At 57.7% G+C, this 15,309-nt stretch carries 11 protein-coding genes and 1 tRNA gene; 7 read left to right on the top strand and 5 right to left on the bottom strand.

From position 1 onward, the window contains the following. Window positions 1-356: 356 nt before the first annotated feature. The 3 genes from RLW41_RS06305 to RLW41_RS06295 all read left to right on the top strand — a co-directional run bounded on the left by RLW41_RS06305 (window position 357) and on the right by RLW41_RS06295 (window position 3,532). Window positions 357-1,271 (top strand): hypothetical protein, encoded by a 915-nt coding sequence (locus RLW41_RS06305; protein WP_414463939.1) that lies wholly within the window; start codon window positions 357-359, stop codon window positions 1,269-1,271. Between the two features lie 129 nt (window positions 1,272-1,400). Continuing rightward, the gene (locus RLW41_RS06300) at window positions 1,401-2,837 is read left to right on the top strand and encodes an FAD-dependent oxidoreductase (RefSeq protein WP_414463938.1); all 1,437 of its coding nucleotides are present in this window, start codon (window positions 1,401-1,403) and stop codon (window positions 2,835-2,837) included. A 23-nt stretch (window positions 2,838-2,860) separates the two neighbouring features. Further along, window positions 2,861-3,532 (top strand): sigma-70 family RNA polymerase sigma factor, encoded by a 672-nt coding sequence (locus RLW41_RS06295; RefSeq protein WP_414463937.1) that lies wholly within the window; start codon window positions 2,861-2,863, stop codon window positions 3,530-3,532. A 61-nt stretch (window positions 3,533-3,593) separates the two neighbouring features. Here RLW41_RS06295 and RLW41_RS06290 read toward each other — a convergent pair whose 3' ends face one another. Next, window positions 3,594-6,002, bottom strand: a complete 2,409-nt coding sequence (locus RLW41_RS06290; RefSeq protein ID WP_414464568.1) for a molybdopterin-containing oxidoreductase family protein — start codon at window positions 6,000-6,002, stop codon at window positions 3,594-3,596. Window positions 6,003-6,286: 284 nt separating this feature from the next. Here RLW41_RS06290 and RLW41_RS06285 point away from each other — a divergent pair, with 284 nt between their 5' ends. Both RLW41_RS06285 and RLW41_RS06280 read left to right on the top strand, forming a co-directional pair. Beyond that, window positions 6,287-6,865 carry a cytochrome P460 family protein gene (locus tag RLW41_RS06285; RefSeq protein ID WP_409561060.1) on the top strand — a complete coding sequence of 193 codons (579 nt, stop codon included), beginning with the start codon at window positions 6,287-6,289 and terminating at the stop codon, window positions 6,863-6,865. Window positions 6,866-7,180: 315 nt separating this feature from the next. Beyond that, entirely contained in the window at window positions 7,181-7,675 is a 495-nt protein-coding gene (locus tag RLW41_RS06280; RefSeq protein WP_414463936.1) for a YkgB family protein, read from the top strand. 296 nt (window positions 7,676-7,971) lie between these two features. Here RLW41_RS06280 and RLW41_RS06275 read toward each other — a convergent pair. Beyond that, window positions 7,972-8,048: transfer RNA gene (locus tag RLW41_RS06275), tRNA-Arg, on the bottom strand. A gap of 197 nt (window positions 8,049-8,245) precedes the next feature. Then, window positions 8,246-8,563, bottom strand: a complete 318-nt coding sequence (locus RLW41_RS06270) for a hypothetical protein (protein WP_409561058.1) — start codon at window positions 8,561-8,563, stop codon at window positions 8,246-8,248. Window positions 8,564-8,803: 240 nt separating this feature from the next. Between RLW41_RS06270 and polA the strand changes: the two genes are divergently transcribed. Further along, window positions 8,804-11,785 (top strand): DNA polymerase I, encoded by a 2,982-nt coding sequence (polA, locus tag RLW41_RS06265; RefSeq protein WP_414463935.1) that lies wholly within the window; start codon window positions 8,804-8,806, stop codon window positions 11,783-11,785. Here the strand turns inward: polA and RLW41_RS06260 are convergent. Beyond that, window positions 11,782-12,279 (bottom strand): MgtC/SapB family protein, encoded by a 498-nt coding sequence (locus RLW41_RS06260; RefSeq protein WP_414463934.1) that lies wholly within the window; start codon window positions 12,277-12,279, stop codon window positions 11,782-11,784. The genes polA and RLW41_RS06260 overlap by 4 nt on opposite strands. Window positions 12,280-12,333: 54 nt before the next feature. After that, a complete protein-coding gene (locus RLW41_RS06255; RefSeq protein WP_414463933.1) occupies window positions 12,334-13,716 on the bottom strand; it encodes a polyhydroxyalkanoate depolymerase in 1,383 nt (460 codons plus the stop codon). Window positions 13,717-13,985: 269 nt separating this feature from the next. Here RLW41_RS06255 and RLW41_RS06250 point away from each other — a divergent pair, with 269 nt between their 5' ends. Beyond that, on the top strand, window positions 13,986-15,278 hold the full coding sequence (locus tag RLW41_RS06250) for an NTP/NDP exchange transporter (RefSeq protein ID WP_414463932.1): 1,293 nt from the start codon (window positions 13,986-13,988) through the stop codon (window positions 15,276-15,278). The last annotated feature ends 31 nt before the right edge of the window (window positions 15,279-15,309 follow it).

Genomic DNA, 15,309 nt, shown 5'->3' with positions numbered 1-15,309 from the left:
GATGCAGCTAAGATCATCGCAGCTCAGCTACGTCGCCAAGGTGTCGCTTGCACGTTTCCGCGACACGCCCACAGGAACTCCGAAAATTCAGCGGCTAATCAAGTCGTTTGGACTTTGCGCTGCGATGAAGCCTCCTACAGGGTCCAACTAATTCCGCATATAGGAGCGCGCGTCATGACCGTAGAAGAGGATCTCAGCAGGCCTCAGGGCGGGCAGAATGGAGATATGGAGAACTCGCCCCCGGCTGTGAAACGTCAGCCGGCGCGCTAGCGAGAAACCCCAGCAACTTCCTACACCGCGTGTCGAGCCTGCCGGTTCGACGTCTCAACTACGGATCCGACTAAAGAGGATCGCTTATGAACTTCCGCCTCCCACTCGTTATGATCGCAGCTTGGTTGGCTGTTGCCAGCTGTCCTGCGCAATCGGCGATCGAGCCTAAGGATCCGGACCACGCACCAATCGCATCGGTCGACCGCTTCGGCGACAAAGCCGGAACTCTTTTACGGCGGTCGGCTGATAAACGTCTCCCTGGGCCGAACGAGCCGATCGACTTCGACACCCAGCCGTTGAACGCGCTCGGGTTATCTCCCCAGGGTAAGCCAGCGCTTTACTATCATCTGGATGTGCGAAGCACCACGCCGGCGCCGGTCTATATCTTGTATCGGGACGGAGAAGACACGCCCATCGCCGGGCAGCTCGATATCATAGACACGTTGCCGGGTGATCAGGGCTACAACGATTTCCGCCAAGTTTCCAAAGTGTGGGTGCCGAAGGAATACGTGCCCAATACGATAGTGGACGCAGCGTCTTTGCTGCGAGCCGGCTACAAGATGGAGAAGACAGGCACGCTGCTTAACATGGCGGTCGTGCCCGATAAATCGGTCGCGCGCATGCGCTTTAAAGGCGGAAAATCCGAGTTACAGCGCGCTTGGTATCGGGGCGAGGTCGCGAAATATTTCCTTTTCGACGAAGCGCCGCTGTCGGTATCGGACGGCGAAGTCCCAGTGTCGCCAATATACGATGGCTTCACCATTAATCCCGGGCAACCGAATGGGGGAGAAGTCTTCCACACCGAGCCAAATTCGAAGCAGACGCATAATGTCGTCGCTACTGCGCCAGGCGATGAAGGTTACTCGCCACTGTGGCTACGGGTTGTCTACGATAGCGCAGCCTGGCCGTCGGTACACGACCTCGACTCAGCGCTCAAGGCGAAGGTAGTCCCCGCCGAAACGCTCTTGATCAACTGCCCAATTGTATCGGTTGGGCAATAGCGAGCGGAAGGTGGTGGCCTACCCCCGGCATCACCTTCCACTCTGTCTCCGGGAGATCCGGAAATTTCATGGCACTTCGCCATCTCTGAAGAATTTCAATCACTGATCGAACATACCTAAGAGGATTTAATGGCAACGGCCGAGCACTTCGAAAACCTAATTCTCGGTAGCGGACAGGGAGGGAAATTACTCGCTTGGCATTTGGCGCGAGCAGGACAACGCACGGCCGTCGTGGAGAAACGCTGGATTGGAGGTTCCTGTCCTAACGTCGCGTGCATGCCTAGCAAGAACGAAGTTTGGAGCGCGCGGGTCGCTCATTTGGTGAAGCGCGGCGCCGAGTTCGGCGCAATGACAGGACCGGTCACGGTAGACATGGCCAAGGTCCGGCTGCGCAAGCGAGCCATGGTTGCCCATGAGATCGCATTGCATTTGCAGAACTACGAGCAAAGTGGCGCTCAACTCATCATGGGAAGCGGCCGGCTTATTGCGGAAAAAACGCTTGAGGTCCGCCAGAAAGATGAGAGTACACGTCTGCTCACAGGCGATCGCATTTTCCTCAACGTCGGGACGCATGCCGCTATTCCAAATGTTCCCGGCCTCGAGGCTGCTCGACCCCTCACGCACATTGAAGCTCTCGATCTCGACTACGCGCCGTCTCATCTGATTGTTTTGGGTGGCGGATATGTTGGGCTCGAAATGGCCCAAGCCTATCGACGATTTGGCAGTCGCGTCACCGTCATAGAGGCAGGTCCGCAAATCGTCGGGCGTGAGGATTCGGACATCGCAGACGCTCTGCAGCAGATCCTAAGTGATGAAGGCATTCAATTTGTGCTCGGTGCCGAGTCCATTCGCGTGAGTGGCAAATCGGGCCGGGAAGTCAGCATCGTTGTTCGAACGCCCTCCGGTGATCAAACGATAGACGGTAGCGACATCTTGGTCGCAATCGGCCGCGTTCCGAACACAGCAGGTATCGGGCTTGAAGATGCGGGTGTCGAATTGGATGCAAACGGCTACATTCGAACGAATGAGCGATTGGAGACAACGGCACCCGGTGTCTGGGCGATTGGTGAAAGTGCCGGTAGCCCGCAATTTACGCATGTTTCCGTCGATGACTTCCGAATTATCAAAGACAATTTAGCTGGCGGCGCTCGCAACACGGGGGATCGGCTCATTCCGGCTTGCGTGTTTACCGATCCTCCATTCGCCCGCGTTGGATTGAGCGAAGGCGACGCCAAACGGCAACGACTTTCGGTCCGCGTCGCGGTGCTGCCAATGAGCGCCGTGCTCAGGACCGCTGCAACGGATGAAACTCAGGGCTTCATGAAAATACTGGTCGATAGGAGTGACCTCATCGTTGGATTTGCAATGGTTGGCTCGGATGCCGGCGAGGTTGTGGCAGCGGTGCAAACAGCGATGTTAGCGAAGCTGCCATATCCAAAGCTTCGGGACGCTGTGATCACTCATCTGACGATGGCCGAAGGGCTCGGACCACTCCTAGGCAAGGTTCCATCCTATCAGAGCGCGAGCCGCAAGGCGGATCATGATAGCAGTGAGATTTCACTTTAAATTATGCGAACGAGCGTTGAGCTATGGCGAACGCCGATGTTTTTGATGAGGTCGATGCAGAGCTTGAACTTCGACGTTCCACCTCCCCAAAAGAGTCCCACACACTGACAACCCCGCTAAGAGACTCAATATGGGAAACTCAAAGACGCCAAGAAGCCCGCTGCTCGACCTTGATGCGCAAAGGACTTGCGGGTGACGAAGCGGCCTATAACCAGCTTCTTACAACATTGTCGGTCCGACTGGGTGCCATTATCCGATCCAAGTCGCGGCGCTACCGAATGGCGGCAACAGACATTGATGATATTCTTCAGGAAACCCTTATTGCGGTCCATACTCAGCGGCACCGTTGGAATCCAACGTTACCTCTAATGCCCTGGGCGGCAACAATTGCAAGAAACAAAATTATCGATGAGATGCGGCGTCGCAACCGGAGCCACTGTACAGCGACCGGCGACGTTTCACAAATTTTCAGCGGCGCATCCTGCGAAGAGGCAACTGCTCTTGCAAAATACGACGTAGAGCGCCTTATCAAATGCCTGCCGGAGAGGAGTCAGGAAATAGTTGCAGCTATTGCATTGAATCAGAATTCCGCGCGCGAGGTCGCAGCTCGCTTGGGAATGCTCGAGGTTACGGTCCGCGTAACCCATCACCGAAGTCTGAGGTATCTCGCCAAGAAGTTCGCAAATGGGAAGTAGCAAACTTGCCGCCGAAGCGCTGGGGCCGTCGAGTATTTTCTCTCGCGGTGGATCGAAGGCGTCACTTCGGGTCTCGCTGGACTTCGCAAGGGTACGAACGGTGCGATGCGGTTCCGCTGAGGGGATCGAGTGTCTCGGTGCCGATGATTAAATTAAGATTGGCGCCGTCACTGGTGAAAGGATTATAGCCAGGCGCACCTATCTCCTGACAAGATTGCCACCAACCATGCTCTCCGACAACCACGCGAGGATCAAGCTTGTCGTTCAAGCGCGCGTGGGCATGCACGCTGCCTTCGGGTGTGAAGATTGAGACCCAGTCGCCTTCAGAAATACCCCGTGATTTTGCAGTGTCGGGGTGCAATTCGACCTTCGGGTAAAACGCATGCTTGCGGAGGCTTGGCACCGCGCGGTGCTGCGACTGGCAGAACAATGAGTGTTTGGCGCTCGTGAGAATCAATGGGAAGCGTGCCAGAAAATCTGAGCGTGCAACGCGCCCGATCTGCGGTTCTTCGAATTCGGGCAGCGGTGCGTAGCCATGATCGAGGAAGGTTTGCGAATAGAGTTCGATTTTGCGCGAGGGCGTTGCAAAGCCACGTGCCTCACCGCACGCACCCCTCTCGGCATATTTGGCATAGCGGGTCTGCAGGGGCAGGTGGACGCCCCTTGGAGCGGCCCGCAGTTGTTCCACCGTGATGCCCGTCGGACCAAGTTGCTGGCGATAAGCGCCGTCAATTTCGCCGTTCCAAAACTGCTGGGCCAAGCCTAGATGCGAAGCAATGCCAAAGACGATCTCCGTATCTGAGCGGGCTTCGCCGGGCGGAGATACCACGGCCTGACGCAACTGAATATGCGATTGCGCCTCAGAGCTGATTTCGAATCCGATCTTGAGCGCTTCTCGTTCGAAGCACGAAGCGGCCGGGAGGACGATGTCCGCAAGTTCGGCAGTCGGGGTCATGAACAGATCGGCGTGTGCGTAAAATTCCAATGCGCTGAGAGCTTTTCGTCCCGTCCTGCTGTCGGCGTGCGCCAATAGCATATTTGATCCGAAGCCGATCAAAGCGCGGATCGCATACGGTTTGTTCTCGAGAATAGCTCGGTAGAGATCATGGGTGGTGACGCTGCCCCATCGCGCTGGTCCTAAAGGACGTTCGGTTTGGCCGAGGACATCAGCCATGGGTTTGTTCGAAATTGATTCCACACGATTAATCGGCGCCGCGCCAACTGTTGGCAAGATTACGTTCCCACCCGGCGCATCGAAATTTCCGGTAAGCGCATAAAGCAGCGACATCGCGCGTGCGGTCTGGGTGGTGTTGGAATGCTGTTCGTGACCACTCCAGGCGTAGTAGGAAACCGGACGCGAGTGCCAGATAAGCCGTGCAGTTTCCTCAACTTGATTGGCTGGAATACTTGAAATCGTTTCAACAATTCCGGGCGAATAGCGTCGACAGAGCCGAGCATAAAGTTCGAAAACGGTGTGGCAGATGACATGACCGCCAGTAGCCTTGACGCGATACTCGCCCTCTAGAGCGACATCAGCGGTATCGACTTTGTAGCGACCGGTCGTCGTGTCGTAAGGCACCAATCGCTTCGCCGATCTGTTCCATGCAAAATAGCGATGTGCATCTCCACCTGGTGTCACGTCGCGTTCAGTGAGCAGCCTTCCTGTGTCGGCTCGAACTAGGAGCGGTCCATTGCTCCAAGCGCGGATGAACTCGCGATCGTACCAGCCGCGTTCGATCATCACATTGGCGATTCCGAGCGCTAGGGCGCCATCACTTCCAGGTCGCACGCGGAGCCAGAGATCCGCCTTGCTGGCGAACCCCGCATGGCGTGGATCTATAACGATCAGTCGCATGTCGCGCTTAAGCGCTTCGGTAATAGCGGTCGCGTGGGTTAAACGGGAGAAGCTAGGATTGTAGCCCCAAAGGATCATGCAACCGCTTTTTGATATTTCCGGCATGGCACCGCCGAGTGCGCCGGCACCAAGACTCCCGACGCCGAAGGTGTAGCTCGTTGCCAAGGCGCGGCCCCAGCCGCATAGGTCGATACTATTAACTGCATTCGGACTGCCGAAAGCGCTCATCAGTCGCTGGACAAAAGCGTATGAATCCGCGAGCGCGGTCGTCGAGGGCGAAGATAAACTGAAGGCAACTGACTCCGGTCCATACTTCTCGGAAATTCCCGACATTGCGTCGGCTATCAATCCGAGTGCCTCATTCCAGCTAATTTGTTGCCAGCGAGGATCGGCCTCCCCTTTCGGGGTCGTCCGCCGAAGTGGGTTTTTTAGTCGGTCCCGATGATAGACGAGCTCGGGCGCCGCGCGGCCCTTCGCACACAGAGCTTGGCCGGTCGGATGTGCGGTATCAGCTTCCAGAGTAGTGAAGCGACCGTCTTCGACCACCGCCATTGCACCGCATCGCGCGACACATAGGCTGCAATAGATGGGGACGCGCCGTGCATTCTTAGCCACGATCTTTCGCCTTAGGGCAAATCCGATATCAATTATTCGGGAAAAGCTCCGTTGTTGCAGGTTGGTTTCAATATTCAAGGGTCGGAACGCGGAGGCACTTCAGGACTATCGGCACCAACTTCAGGACTCTCGGCTGAAGCCAATATTTTAAACGTGAGAAGCATTTCGGGCTCGCGGGCCAATAAAGTCGATGCTCTCGCGCGAACTCACATTAGGGCGGAATTCAAGGTCGTCGGCCCCGTGCGTTCAACTTCCCGATATAACCATTCGCTTAGGGAAATAATATGAAAACACCCTACAAAGTAGCAATAGTTTTTGCCTGTGTGGGTGCGGTCGGCGCGCTCTCGACGGTGTCTAGCAGCCAGGATGCTACCTCAAATAAGACGGAAGCTCTTGTCGACAACGCCGGTAATTTGAAGGTCCCGTCTAATTACCGCGCGACTTACGAATATCTAGGAAGCTGGGCAGTTGCTGACGACAAGGGCCAGGAAGGTTCGAAGCAGATCCATACAGTTTACGCATCTCCGGGAACGATAGAAGCGTATCGAACGAGCGGCAAATTTCCGGACGGCTCAGCGCTAGTGAAGGAGGTCTTTGCCGCGAAAACCCAGCCGATGACGACCGGCACCGTAAGCCATGAGGATAAGTTGCAAGGTTGGTTCATGATGGTCAAGGACGATAAAAACGCTCACCCCGAAAACAATCTTTGGGGAGATGGTTGGGCGTGGTCGTGGTTCGACGCCAGCAATCCTAACAAGACAACGTCGACAAATTACAAAAACGACTGCAAGTCATGTCATGAGCCCGCGCAGGCGACAGACTGGGTTTACACGAACGGCTACCCATCACTGCAAAAACAGTAAACTTCTTAGAAGGAAGTCTCCTCGTTTCATTGGCCGGAGAAAGCCGCCGGTCTGAGAGATGAGAAGCGCAGTGACTATCAGTGCCAGAGCGGAAATTGCAAGATAGACGCTGCATAGCGCTTTGACTGCTTGGTCTTTAGCAGGCGACGACTTGGCTCGTAATCGATCGCTCCGCGAAATTTGCTGAGATCGTTTGGACGCAGTTCCGCTGGCAAACGCCTCATGTCGGAGCCCGGCCATTTTTCTTTTCAAGCCTGTTCCGCTGCGCTGCCCAGGCGGCGCGGATCGGCGCCTTCGTTTCAACAGGAGAACACTATGAACTTTATCGTCGATGCGCTTAGCCGTTCGGGACTGCTCCGGCGCGATCTCGATTATCACCTACTCCGTGCCTCGATGGTGATTATCTTCGCGTGGTTCGGATATGATAAATGGTTCGAATCTGAAATCAGAGGACTACTTCCATTGATCAGCCACGGCCCTTTTATCTCCTGGACGATTCCAGTCTTCGGCATTCGAGGCACCGGCTATTTTCTAGGAATGTCCGAATGGATCTTCGGTTCGTTATTGTTATTGGGGTTTTGGAATAAGAAATTAGGCGTGCTCGGGGCTCTCGGTTCTTGCTGCACCTTCCTTGCTACCTTGACGATAATGCCATTCGCTCCTGGTGCGTGGGACCCCGCTGCCGGAGGTTTTCCAGCCATGACAATTGTTTCGGCCTTTCTTTTGAAAGATCTCGTTTTGTTGGCTGTCTCTGTCTATTTGCTGAAGCAGGATGTCTCGCGGGTGCTCGCGGCGCGCGAAGAGGCCTAGTGATTTGCCCGCACCGTTGAAAGGAAACTCAGGCGAGGGTACCAAGAGAATTAACATGGCTCGAGCCACCCTTCCTTCGGGCATCGTTATGCCGGTCTTGCTCAGGACCTCGTCGGCTCGCTCGAACTCGGCCAAATATCTCGCGATTGCGTTATCGGTCTCGCCTAGGCGTCGCAACAGCTTCGGCGAGATCGCACAATAGTTCGCTAGATCGGAGGAATTTTCACGCAGCCACTCTGCAAAGCGACGTCAACCGTGTGGCGGCGAGTTACTTGTTCGAATCCCGCTCGGTGACATGGCGCACCCGAGAGGATTCGAACCTCTGGCCTCTGCCTTCGGAGGGCAGCGCTCTATCCAGCTGAGCTACGGGTGCTTCGGGCGAGACTGATAGCCCATTCGAAGGTCGGCCGCAAACGCCATGCTGCGCAGCCCAGGCCGCAGAACCGGCGATCCTCGGAAAATTGAGGTGAGGCGGGACGCCTCACCCGGCTTCCTGCCAGAGCGGCGCGAGCTACAACCCGTGAGTTCAGGCGCCGAAGCCCTTCGTCACAAGCCCTCAATACTGGCCGCTCAATACCGGCAAGGCTTGGCGACGACGACACACTTGGCGAGCAGGATCGCGCCCTTCTTGCAATCCCATTGCTTGTTCTGGGCGTTGTAAAAATCGGCATAGCGGCGGCCATAGAGACGGGCGACCGTGTACTTCCAATTTTCCCGCGCCTCGATCCGCGCTTTCTCGGTACCGGCACCTAGGATGCCGGTCGCAGATGCCGTACCTTCGACCGGGGGTCGGCAGCGCGGCAGGGCGCTGGCGTCGGTGGCCGCAAGCCCGGACGCCATGGCTCCAGCAGTGACGGCGAGGGCAGCGAGTTTGACGGTCGTGCGCATGACAAATACTCTCCCAAGAGCGACGATTTGCAACTTTGCCGGCCGGTATTTAGATAAGGACCGGCGGACTTCAGCCATGGGGGCGACCCGCTGTCAACGGACGTCTGACCCAAGCAACAGAATGTTCCGATAGCGTGGGAAAATGGCCGCGATTTCGCGGCGAAGCGCATATTCCGAGGCAATTCGATAAACGACGCGCAACCGCAACCGGGCGCTTCCGCCATGGCCAACAGAGAAACAATGCAGCAAACGAAAATTGAATCTCCTTCAGCTTCAGAACTGGCCGAGACCGTACCGGTCGCCAAAGGAAGCCACGTCTATCTGATCGATGGATCAGGCTACATTTTCCGCGCCTTTCATGCCCTACCGCCACTGACGCGACCGTCGGACGGCTTGCCGGTCGGCGCCGTCCACGGTTTCTGCGCCATGCTTTGGAAGCTGCTGCGCGAGACGAAAATCTCTGAAGCGCCGACGCACTTCGCGGTCATCTTCGATGCCGGGCGCGAGACGTTCCGCAACGCTATCTATCCCAAGTACAAGGCGCAGCGGCCGCCCCCGCCGGAAGAACTGTTGCCGCAATTCCCGTTGATCCGCGATGCCGTCAAAGCCTTCAATGTCGCTTGCATAGAGCGCGAGGGCTACGAGGCCGACGATCTGATCGCGACTTATGCCAGGCTCGCCGTCGATGCCGGTGGCGACGTTACGATCGTGTCGTCCGACAAGGATCTTATGCAGCTCGTGCGTCCTGGCGTCACGATGTTCGACGGCATGAAGTCGAAACGCATTGGCCGAGACGAGGTGATCGAGAAATTCGGCGTGCCGCCCGAAAAGGTTATCGATGTCCAGGCTCTGGCAGGTGACTCGGTCGATAACGTTCCGGGCGTGCCCGGTATCGGCATCAAGACGGCGGCCGAACTCATCACCAGCTACGGCGATCTCGATACGCTTCTGGCGCAGGCCGGCGAGATCAAGCAACCGAAACGGCGGGAAAAGCTCATCGAGTTTGCCGAGCAAGCCCGTATCTCGCGCCAACTCGTCTTGCTGAAGGACGACGTTCCGCTCGATACCGTCATTGAAGCGCTCGGCGTGCGCGATCCGCATTCGGATGCCCTTCTGAGCTTCCTGCGCACGATGGAATTCAACACGCTGACGAAGCGCATCGCCGAAGCGCTGGGCACCGAAGCGCCGCCGCCTCTTGCCGTATCAGTCGGTGCGAGCGTGAAAGCTAAGCCGCAAACGCTTTCCGACAAGATCGAAGATTTAGAAGAAGAAGCTGCATCGGAAGATGCCACGCCCGCCGCTGCAGTGGCGGCCGGTAGCGCGCTTGCGCGCGGCGCGCAGGTCGACCGGTCGCGTTATCAGACCGTCACAACGCGCGCCGAGTTGGAAACATGGATCGCCAAGGCGCAGAGCGCAGGCCGCGTCGCCTTCGATACCGAAACCTCGCGGCTGAGCGCGACGGAAGCTGACCTCGTCGGCTTTTCATTGTCGGTGACGCCGGGCGAGGCTTGCTACGTTCCCGTCGACCACCAGTCCGGCGGCGGCGATCTCTTTGGCGACGGCAAACGTCCGCCTCAACTCGCCGTTGCCGAGGCGGTCGCGCTGATGAAGCCGCTGCTCGAAGACCCATCGGTTTTGAAAATCGGACAGAACATCAAATACGACGTGCTGGTCCTGAAGCGTTATGGCGTCGAGGTCGCGCCGTTCGACGATACGTTGCTGCTCTCTTATGCGCTCGACGGCGGGCGCGGCCAGCACGGTATGGACGTTCTGTCGGAACGCCACCTGGGCCACACATGCCTGTCGTTTTCCGAAGTCATCGAGCACGCGCCCGGCGCCAAGAAGGCCGACAAGTCGTTCGCCGGCGTTCCAATCGACAAGGCAACCGAATATGCGGCCGAAGACGCGGACATCACGTTGCGTCTCTGGATGGCACTGAAGCCGCGCCTCGCCGCTGAGCACATGGCAACGGTGTACGAGACGCTTGAACGACCACTCGTCCCCGTGATCGTCGCGATGGAGCACGCAGGCATCAAGGTCGATCGCGATATTCTCGCACGACTTTCAAGTACATTCGCGCAACGCACTGTGCAGCTCGAAGAAGAGATCTACGGCCTCGCCGGTCACAAGTTCAATCTCGGCTCACCGAAACAACTCGGCGAGTTGCTGTTCGATCGCCTGAAACTTCCCGGTGGCAAGAAAACAAAAACCGGCCAATGGGAGACGCGCGCCAACCTGCTCGATGATCTCGCCGCCAACGAAGACCTTCACGGCGACGCCCGTCGCCTCGTCAACACGATGCTCGAATGGCGGCAGTTGATGAAGCTCAAGTCGACGTACACCGACGCGCTGCCGACTTATATCAATCCAGAAACGGGCCGCATTCACACTAGCTACGCGCTCGCCTCCACGACGACTGGGCGCTTGGCATCGTCCGAGCCGAACCTGCAGAACATTCCGATCCGCAACAAGGAAGGCCGCGAAATTCGCACGGCTTTCATTGCAGAAAAAGGCATGAAACTCGTTTCGGCGGACTATTCGCAGATTGAATTGCGCGTGCTCGCCCACGTCGCCGACATTCCGCAGTTGAAGAAGGCTTTCGCTGACGGCCTCGACATTCACGCCATGACCGCGTCAGAAATGTTCGGCGTGCCCGTGAAGGATATGCCGGCCGAAGTTCGTCGCCGCGCCAAGGCGATTAACTTCGGCATCATTTACGGTATCTCGGCCTTCGGCCTAGCGAACCAGCTCAGCATCAGCCGCGAGGAAGCAGGCGATTACATCAAGACCTACTTCCAACGCTTTCCCGGCATTCGCGACTACATGGATGCCACGAAGAAGCAGGCGCACGCGCACGGCCATGTCGAAACGATTTTCGGACGCCGCATCCATTATCCTGAAATCAACACCAAGAACCCGTCGATGCGTGGCTTTCTTGAGCGTGCCGCGATCAACGCGCCGATCCAAGGTTCCGCCGCCGACATTATCCGCCGGGCGATGATCCGCATGCCAAATGCTCTCGAGGTGGCAAATCTGTCATCAGCGCGCATGCTGCTGCAGGTCCACGACGAACTGGTCTTCGAGGTTCCGCAAGATAAGGCTGAGCTGCTGATCAAGACCGCACGCCACGTGATGGAGACCGCAGCCGAGCCTGCGATCAAGCTTTCCGTTCCGATCCACGTCGATGCCAAGGCCGCGGACAATTGGGATGAGGCGCATTAATCCCCGTCGCGCGACTTGAACGTGTCCTCCTCGGGCTGATCGGGAGGATCGTCGGGCTTTGTCCAAAAGCGCGATCCAAGGAAGTCGAGGACCAGCACTGCTATCGCAAGCGCGGACGCGGCAACCGCCAATTGCAGCTCGCCGAGGCCGCACAACAGGCCGATTGCGGCCGTGAGCCAAATCGTGGCCGCCGTCGTCAGCCCTTTGACGTTCCGGATCTTGTCGCCGCGTTGAAGAATGACGCCTGCGCCGAGAAAGCCGATACCGGTCACCACGCCCTGCGCGATACGGCTGAACGCTGCTGTGTCACCCGTGCGCTCACCGGCGAGGGTAGCGATGCACGCACCGAGACTGACGATCGCCATCGTCCGGAATCCGGTCGGCATGCGTCGCAGGTCGCGCTCGAGGCCGATGACGCCGCCGCACAGAACAGCTGCTACCATGCGCCATACGACTTCATAGTAGTCGAGAGGGGTTGTCAGAGGAGTTGTCATGTGAATCCCATCCGAGACAGAGATGAGGTCAGCACGACATGACTGACCTTAAAGCTATTCGCCGGCGGAAGCAGGCGAATGCTGCCCATTCACCTCATCAAGAACGCCGTTCGCCTTAGCTCGCCAATCGGGCGCGACGTCGGGCGTATCCTTCAGCGCGCGATAAGGTCTCGGCATCTTCGTGCTCTTGCCGCCGGTCAGCCGCTTGTAGTTGATCGTGCGGATGAACTCGCGAATGCGTGGTTGGATTTCGGTGCGCCAGCGTGTGCCGTTGAATACGCCGTAATGCCCGACGCCGGACTGCACATAATGAATTTTCTCGTCCGTCGGTACGCCGACGCAGAGATCGTGCGCCGCCTCCGTTTGTCCTAGTCCGCAAATGTCGTCACGCTCGCCCTCGACCGTCATGATCGCGGTCTGGCGGATCGCTGCGCAATCGACGAGTTCGCCGCGGTGCATCAGTCTCCGATCAGGTAACAGATGCTCTTGGAATACGATCTGGACTGTCTGCAGATAGAACTCGGCCGTGAGATCCATCACTGACAGATATTCCTCGTAGAACGTCTGATGCTGCTTGACGCTGTCGCAGTCGCCTTTGACGAGGTTGTTGAACAGATCGACGTGCGCATTCATATGCCGGTCGAGGTTCATCGTCATGAAGCCGGTGAGCTGCATGAAGCCCGGATAGACGGGACGCATGAAACCAGCGTGCGGGAAGGGCACCGTCGAAATGACGTTGTTCTCAAACCACGCAAGCGACTTTTGTGCCGCCAGATCGTTGACCTTCGTCGGATTGCGCCGGGTGTCGATCGGCCCGCCCATAAGCACCAGAGACGACGGCTGACACTGCTCGCCGCGCGCCGCCATCACGGCCGCTGCGACGAGTGCCGGAACGGCCGGCTGACAAACCGCAATGACGTGCGTGTTGGTGCCGATAAAACTCATGAACTCGATCAGGTAATCGACGAAATCGTCGAAATCGAATTGGCCGGAGGCGAGGGGAACGTTCCGCGCGTCTGACCAATCGGTGATGTAGACATCGTGCTCGGGAAGCATGGCTTCGACCGTGCCGCGCAGCAGCGTTGCGTAGTGGCCCGACATCGGCGCTACGATCAGCACCTTCGGATCGTGGCGTTTGCCGGTGACCGTTTCGTCGCGCACAAAATGGATGAGGTTGCAGAATGGCTTGGAGAGCGCGATTTCTTCGCTGATCGGGACTGTAAGACCCGCGTGCTGCACATTCCTGATGCCGAACTCAGGCTTCCCGTAGCGGCGCGTAATGTTTTCGAACACCTCGCACGCAGCGATCATGTTTTTGCCGGCAGTCGTGTACCCCATTGGATTTAGTGGCCATCCAAGCGTCTGCCTCAAGGCCTGGACGCCGAATCGCACCGGGGACATGAACGCATGGGCCATTTCATAGGCGTAATAGTTCATATCAATCCCAACCCTTTGTTTTATATGGTCTTTGGGGGCTTCGACCACGTCGCAGTGCAGCGCGTTGTTGCTGCATTGCATAAGTATAGAACGATTACACATCGTCACAATCTAGAAATAGTTCATGAGCCTAACGATTAAGCACCCCGTGCATAAAGGGTACACTTGGTGCTTCACGATTGCGGTGCACCAATCATAAAGACGCGCGCCCTTGATTGATTGTTCCGTTTTAAGCAAAGACCGTACCATCGTCGGTACCGCGGGGAACAATGCTAACAGAACAGTCTGGGTCGCCGCGGCTGTGGTTGCGCCGTTTCGTTAATGTTCGGCCTGACGAGGTGGCGGCACTTCTCGCGTCCTTCGCGATGTTTTTCGCGTTGCTGTCCGCCTATTATGTCATCCGCCCGGTGCGCGATGAAATCGGCGTCGCCTTAGGTAAGGATTCGCTCCACCAACTTTTTACCATCGTCTTCTTCGTGATGCTGGCGCTGGTGCCGCTCTTTGGCTTTATCGCTGCCCGCTTTCCGCGCCGCTACGTGCTGCCCGCGATCTATGCATTCTTCGTCGCCAATCTGGTTGCCTTCTGGCTGGTGCTGAGAGCGGCACCGGAAAATCACGCGGCGCTGGGAGCGTTTTTCGTATGGGGCAGTGTCTTCAATCTTTTCGTCGTGTCGCTGTTCTGGAGCTTGATGTCGGAGCTCTGGTCGCACGACGCGGCGAAGCGGCTTTACGGCTTCATTTCAGCCGGTGGCACCGCAGGCGCGCTGGCCGGTCCTCTCATTACGCAAGGGCTCGTGCGCATTTTCGCGCCCGTCGATCTGATGCTCGTTTCGGCGGTCTTGCTGTTGGCCGCGATGATCGCGAGCCTGCTGTTGCGCCGTATCAAACCGCCGGAAGCGACGGGTGGTGAAACCGAGCCCGCTGGCGGCGGCATTCTCGACGGCGCCATCAAGGTCTTCACGACGCCGATGTTCGCGCGCATCGCGCTTTTTATTTTCATCGCGAACGTCATCGGTACGTTCTTCTATCTGGAGCAGGCGCGCCTCGTGGCAACGTCGATATCGAGCAACGCCGACCGCGTCCTATTTTTCTCCGGTCGCGATCTCGTCGTCAGCATCGTGACGTTCCTGATCGAAGTGTTTGGCACGGCGCGCATCCTGAAACGCTTCGGCGTGACTGCTGCATTGCTCGCATTGCCGGTGACCGGCGCGATCGGTGTGCTGATGTTGTCGTTCGATGCTGCGCTCGGCATCGTCGCCGCCGTCATGGTCGCCGAGCGCATTGTGGCGTTCGCGCTCGCCAACCCCGCGATCAAGCTGATCTACACGCTCGCGAGCCCGGACGAGAAGTACAAGGTGCAGAATTTCATCGACACCGTTGTGTTTCGCGGCGGCGACGCAGCATCGGGCTGGCTCTATGCGTTGCTCGGCGGAGGCCTTGGCTTTGCCGGAGGCGCAATGGGCGCCGTCGCCGTTCCGCTTGCCGCCGCTTGGTTGTGGATCGCGCAGCGCCTCGGCGCAGATCACAAAAGACGGGCCTCCGAGATCGTCACTCGCGCCTGAGCAGCGCTTCGGGGCCGTCAGTAGATAGACG

It is taken from the genome of Hyphomicrobium sp. DY-1 (genome assembly GCF_047497105.1).
Taxonomy (GTDB): Bacteria; Pseudomonadota; Alphaproteobacteria; order Rhizobiales; family Hyphomicrobiaceae; genus Hyphomicrobium_B.
The sequence above is the reverse complement of the archived record's forward strand: the minus strand, read 5'-3'. Positions and strand labels throughout refer to the sequence as shown.

Bases quoted from the DNA above. Each gene is read 5' to 3' on its own strand.
- RLW41_RS06285 (WP_409561060.1), top strand. From the start codon at position 6,287: ATGAAAACACCCTACAAAGTAGCAATAGTTTTTGCCTGTGTGGGTGCG.
- RLW41_RS06305 (WP_414463939.1), top strand. From the start codon at position 357: ATGAACTTCCGCCTCCCACTCGTTATGATCGCAGCTTGGTTGGCTGTT.
- RLW41_RS06255 (WP_414463933.1), bottom strand. From the start codon at position 13,716: ATGAACTATTACGCCTATGAAATGGCCCATGCGTTCATGTCCCCGGTG.
- polA (WP_414463935.1), top strand. From the start codon at position 8,804: ATGCAGCAAACGAAAATTGAATCTCCTTCAGCTTCAGAACTGGCCGAG.
- RLW41_RS06280 (WP_414463936.1), top strand. From the start codon at position 7,181: ATGAACTTTATCGTCGATGCGCTTAGCCGTTCGGGACTGCTCCGGCGC.
- RLW41_RS06300 (WP_414463938.1), top strand. From the start codon at position 1,401: ATGGCAACGGCCGAGCACTTCGAAAACCTAATTCTCGGTAGCGGACAG.
- RLW41_RS06295 (WP_414463937.1), top strand. From the start codon at position 2,861: ATGGCGAACGCCGATGTTTTTGATGAGGTCGATGCAGAGCTTGAACTT.
- RLW41_RS06250 (WP_414463932.1), top strand. From the start codon at position 13,986: ATGCTAACAGAACAGTCTGGGTCGCCGCGGCTGTGGTTGCGCCGTTTC.
- RLW41_RS06270 (WP_409561058.1), bottom strand. From the start codon at position 8,563: ATGCGCACGACCGTCAAACTCGCTGCCCTCGCCGTCACTGCTGGAGCC.
- RLW41_RS06260 (WP_414463934.1), bottom strand. From the start codon at position 12,279: ATGACAACTCCTCTGACAACCCCTCTCGACTACTATGAAGTCGTATGG.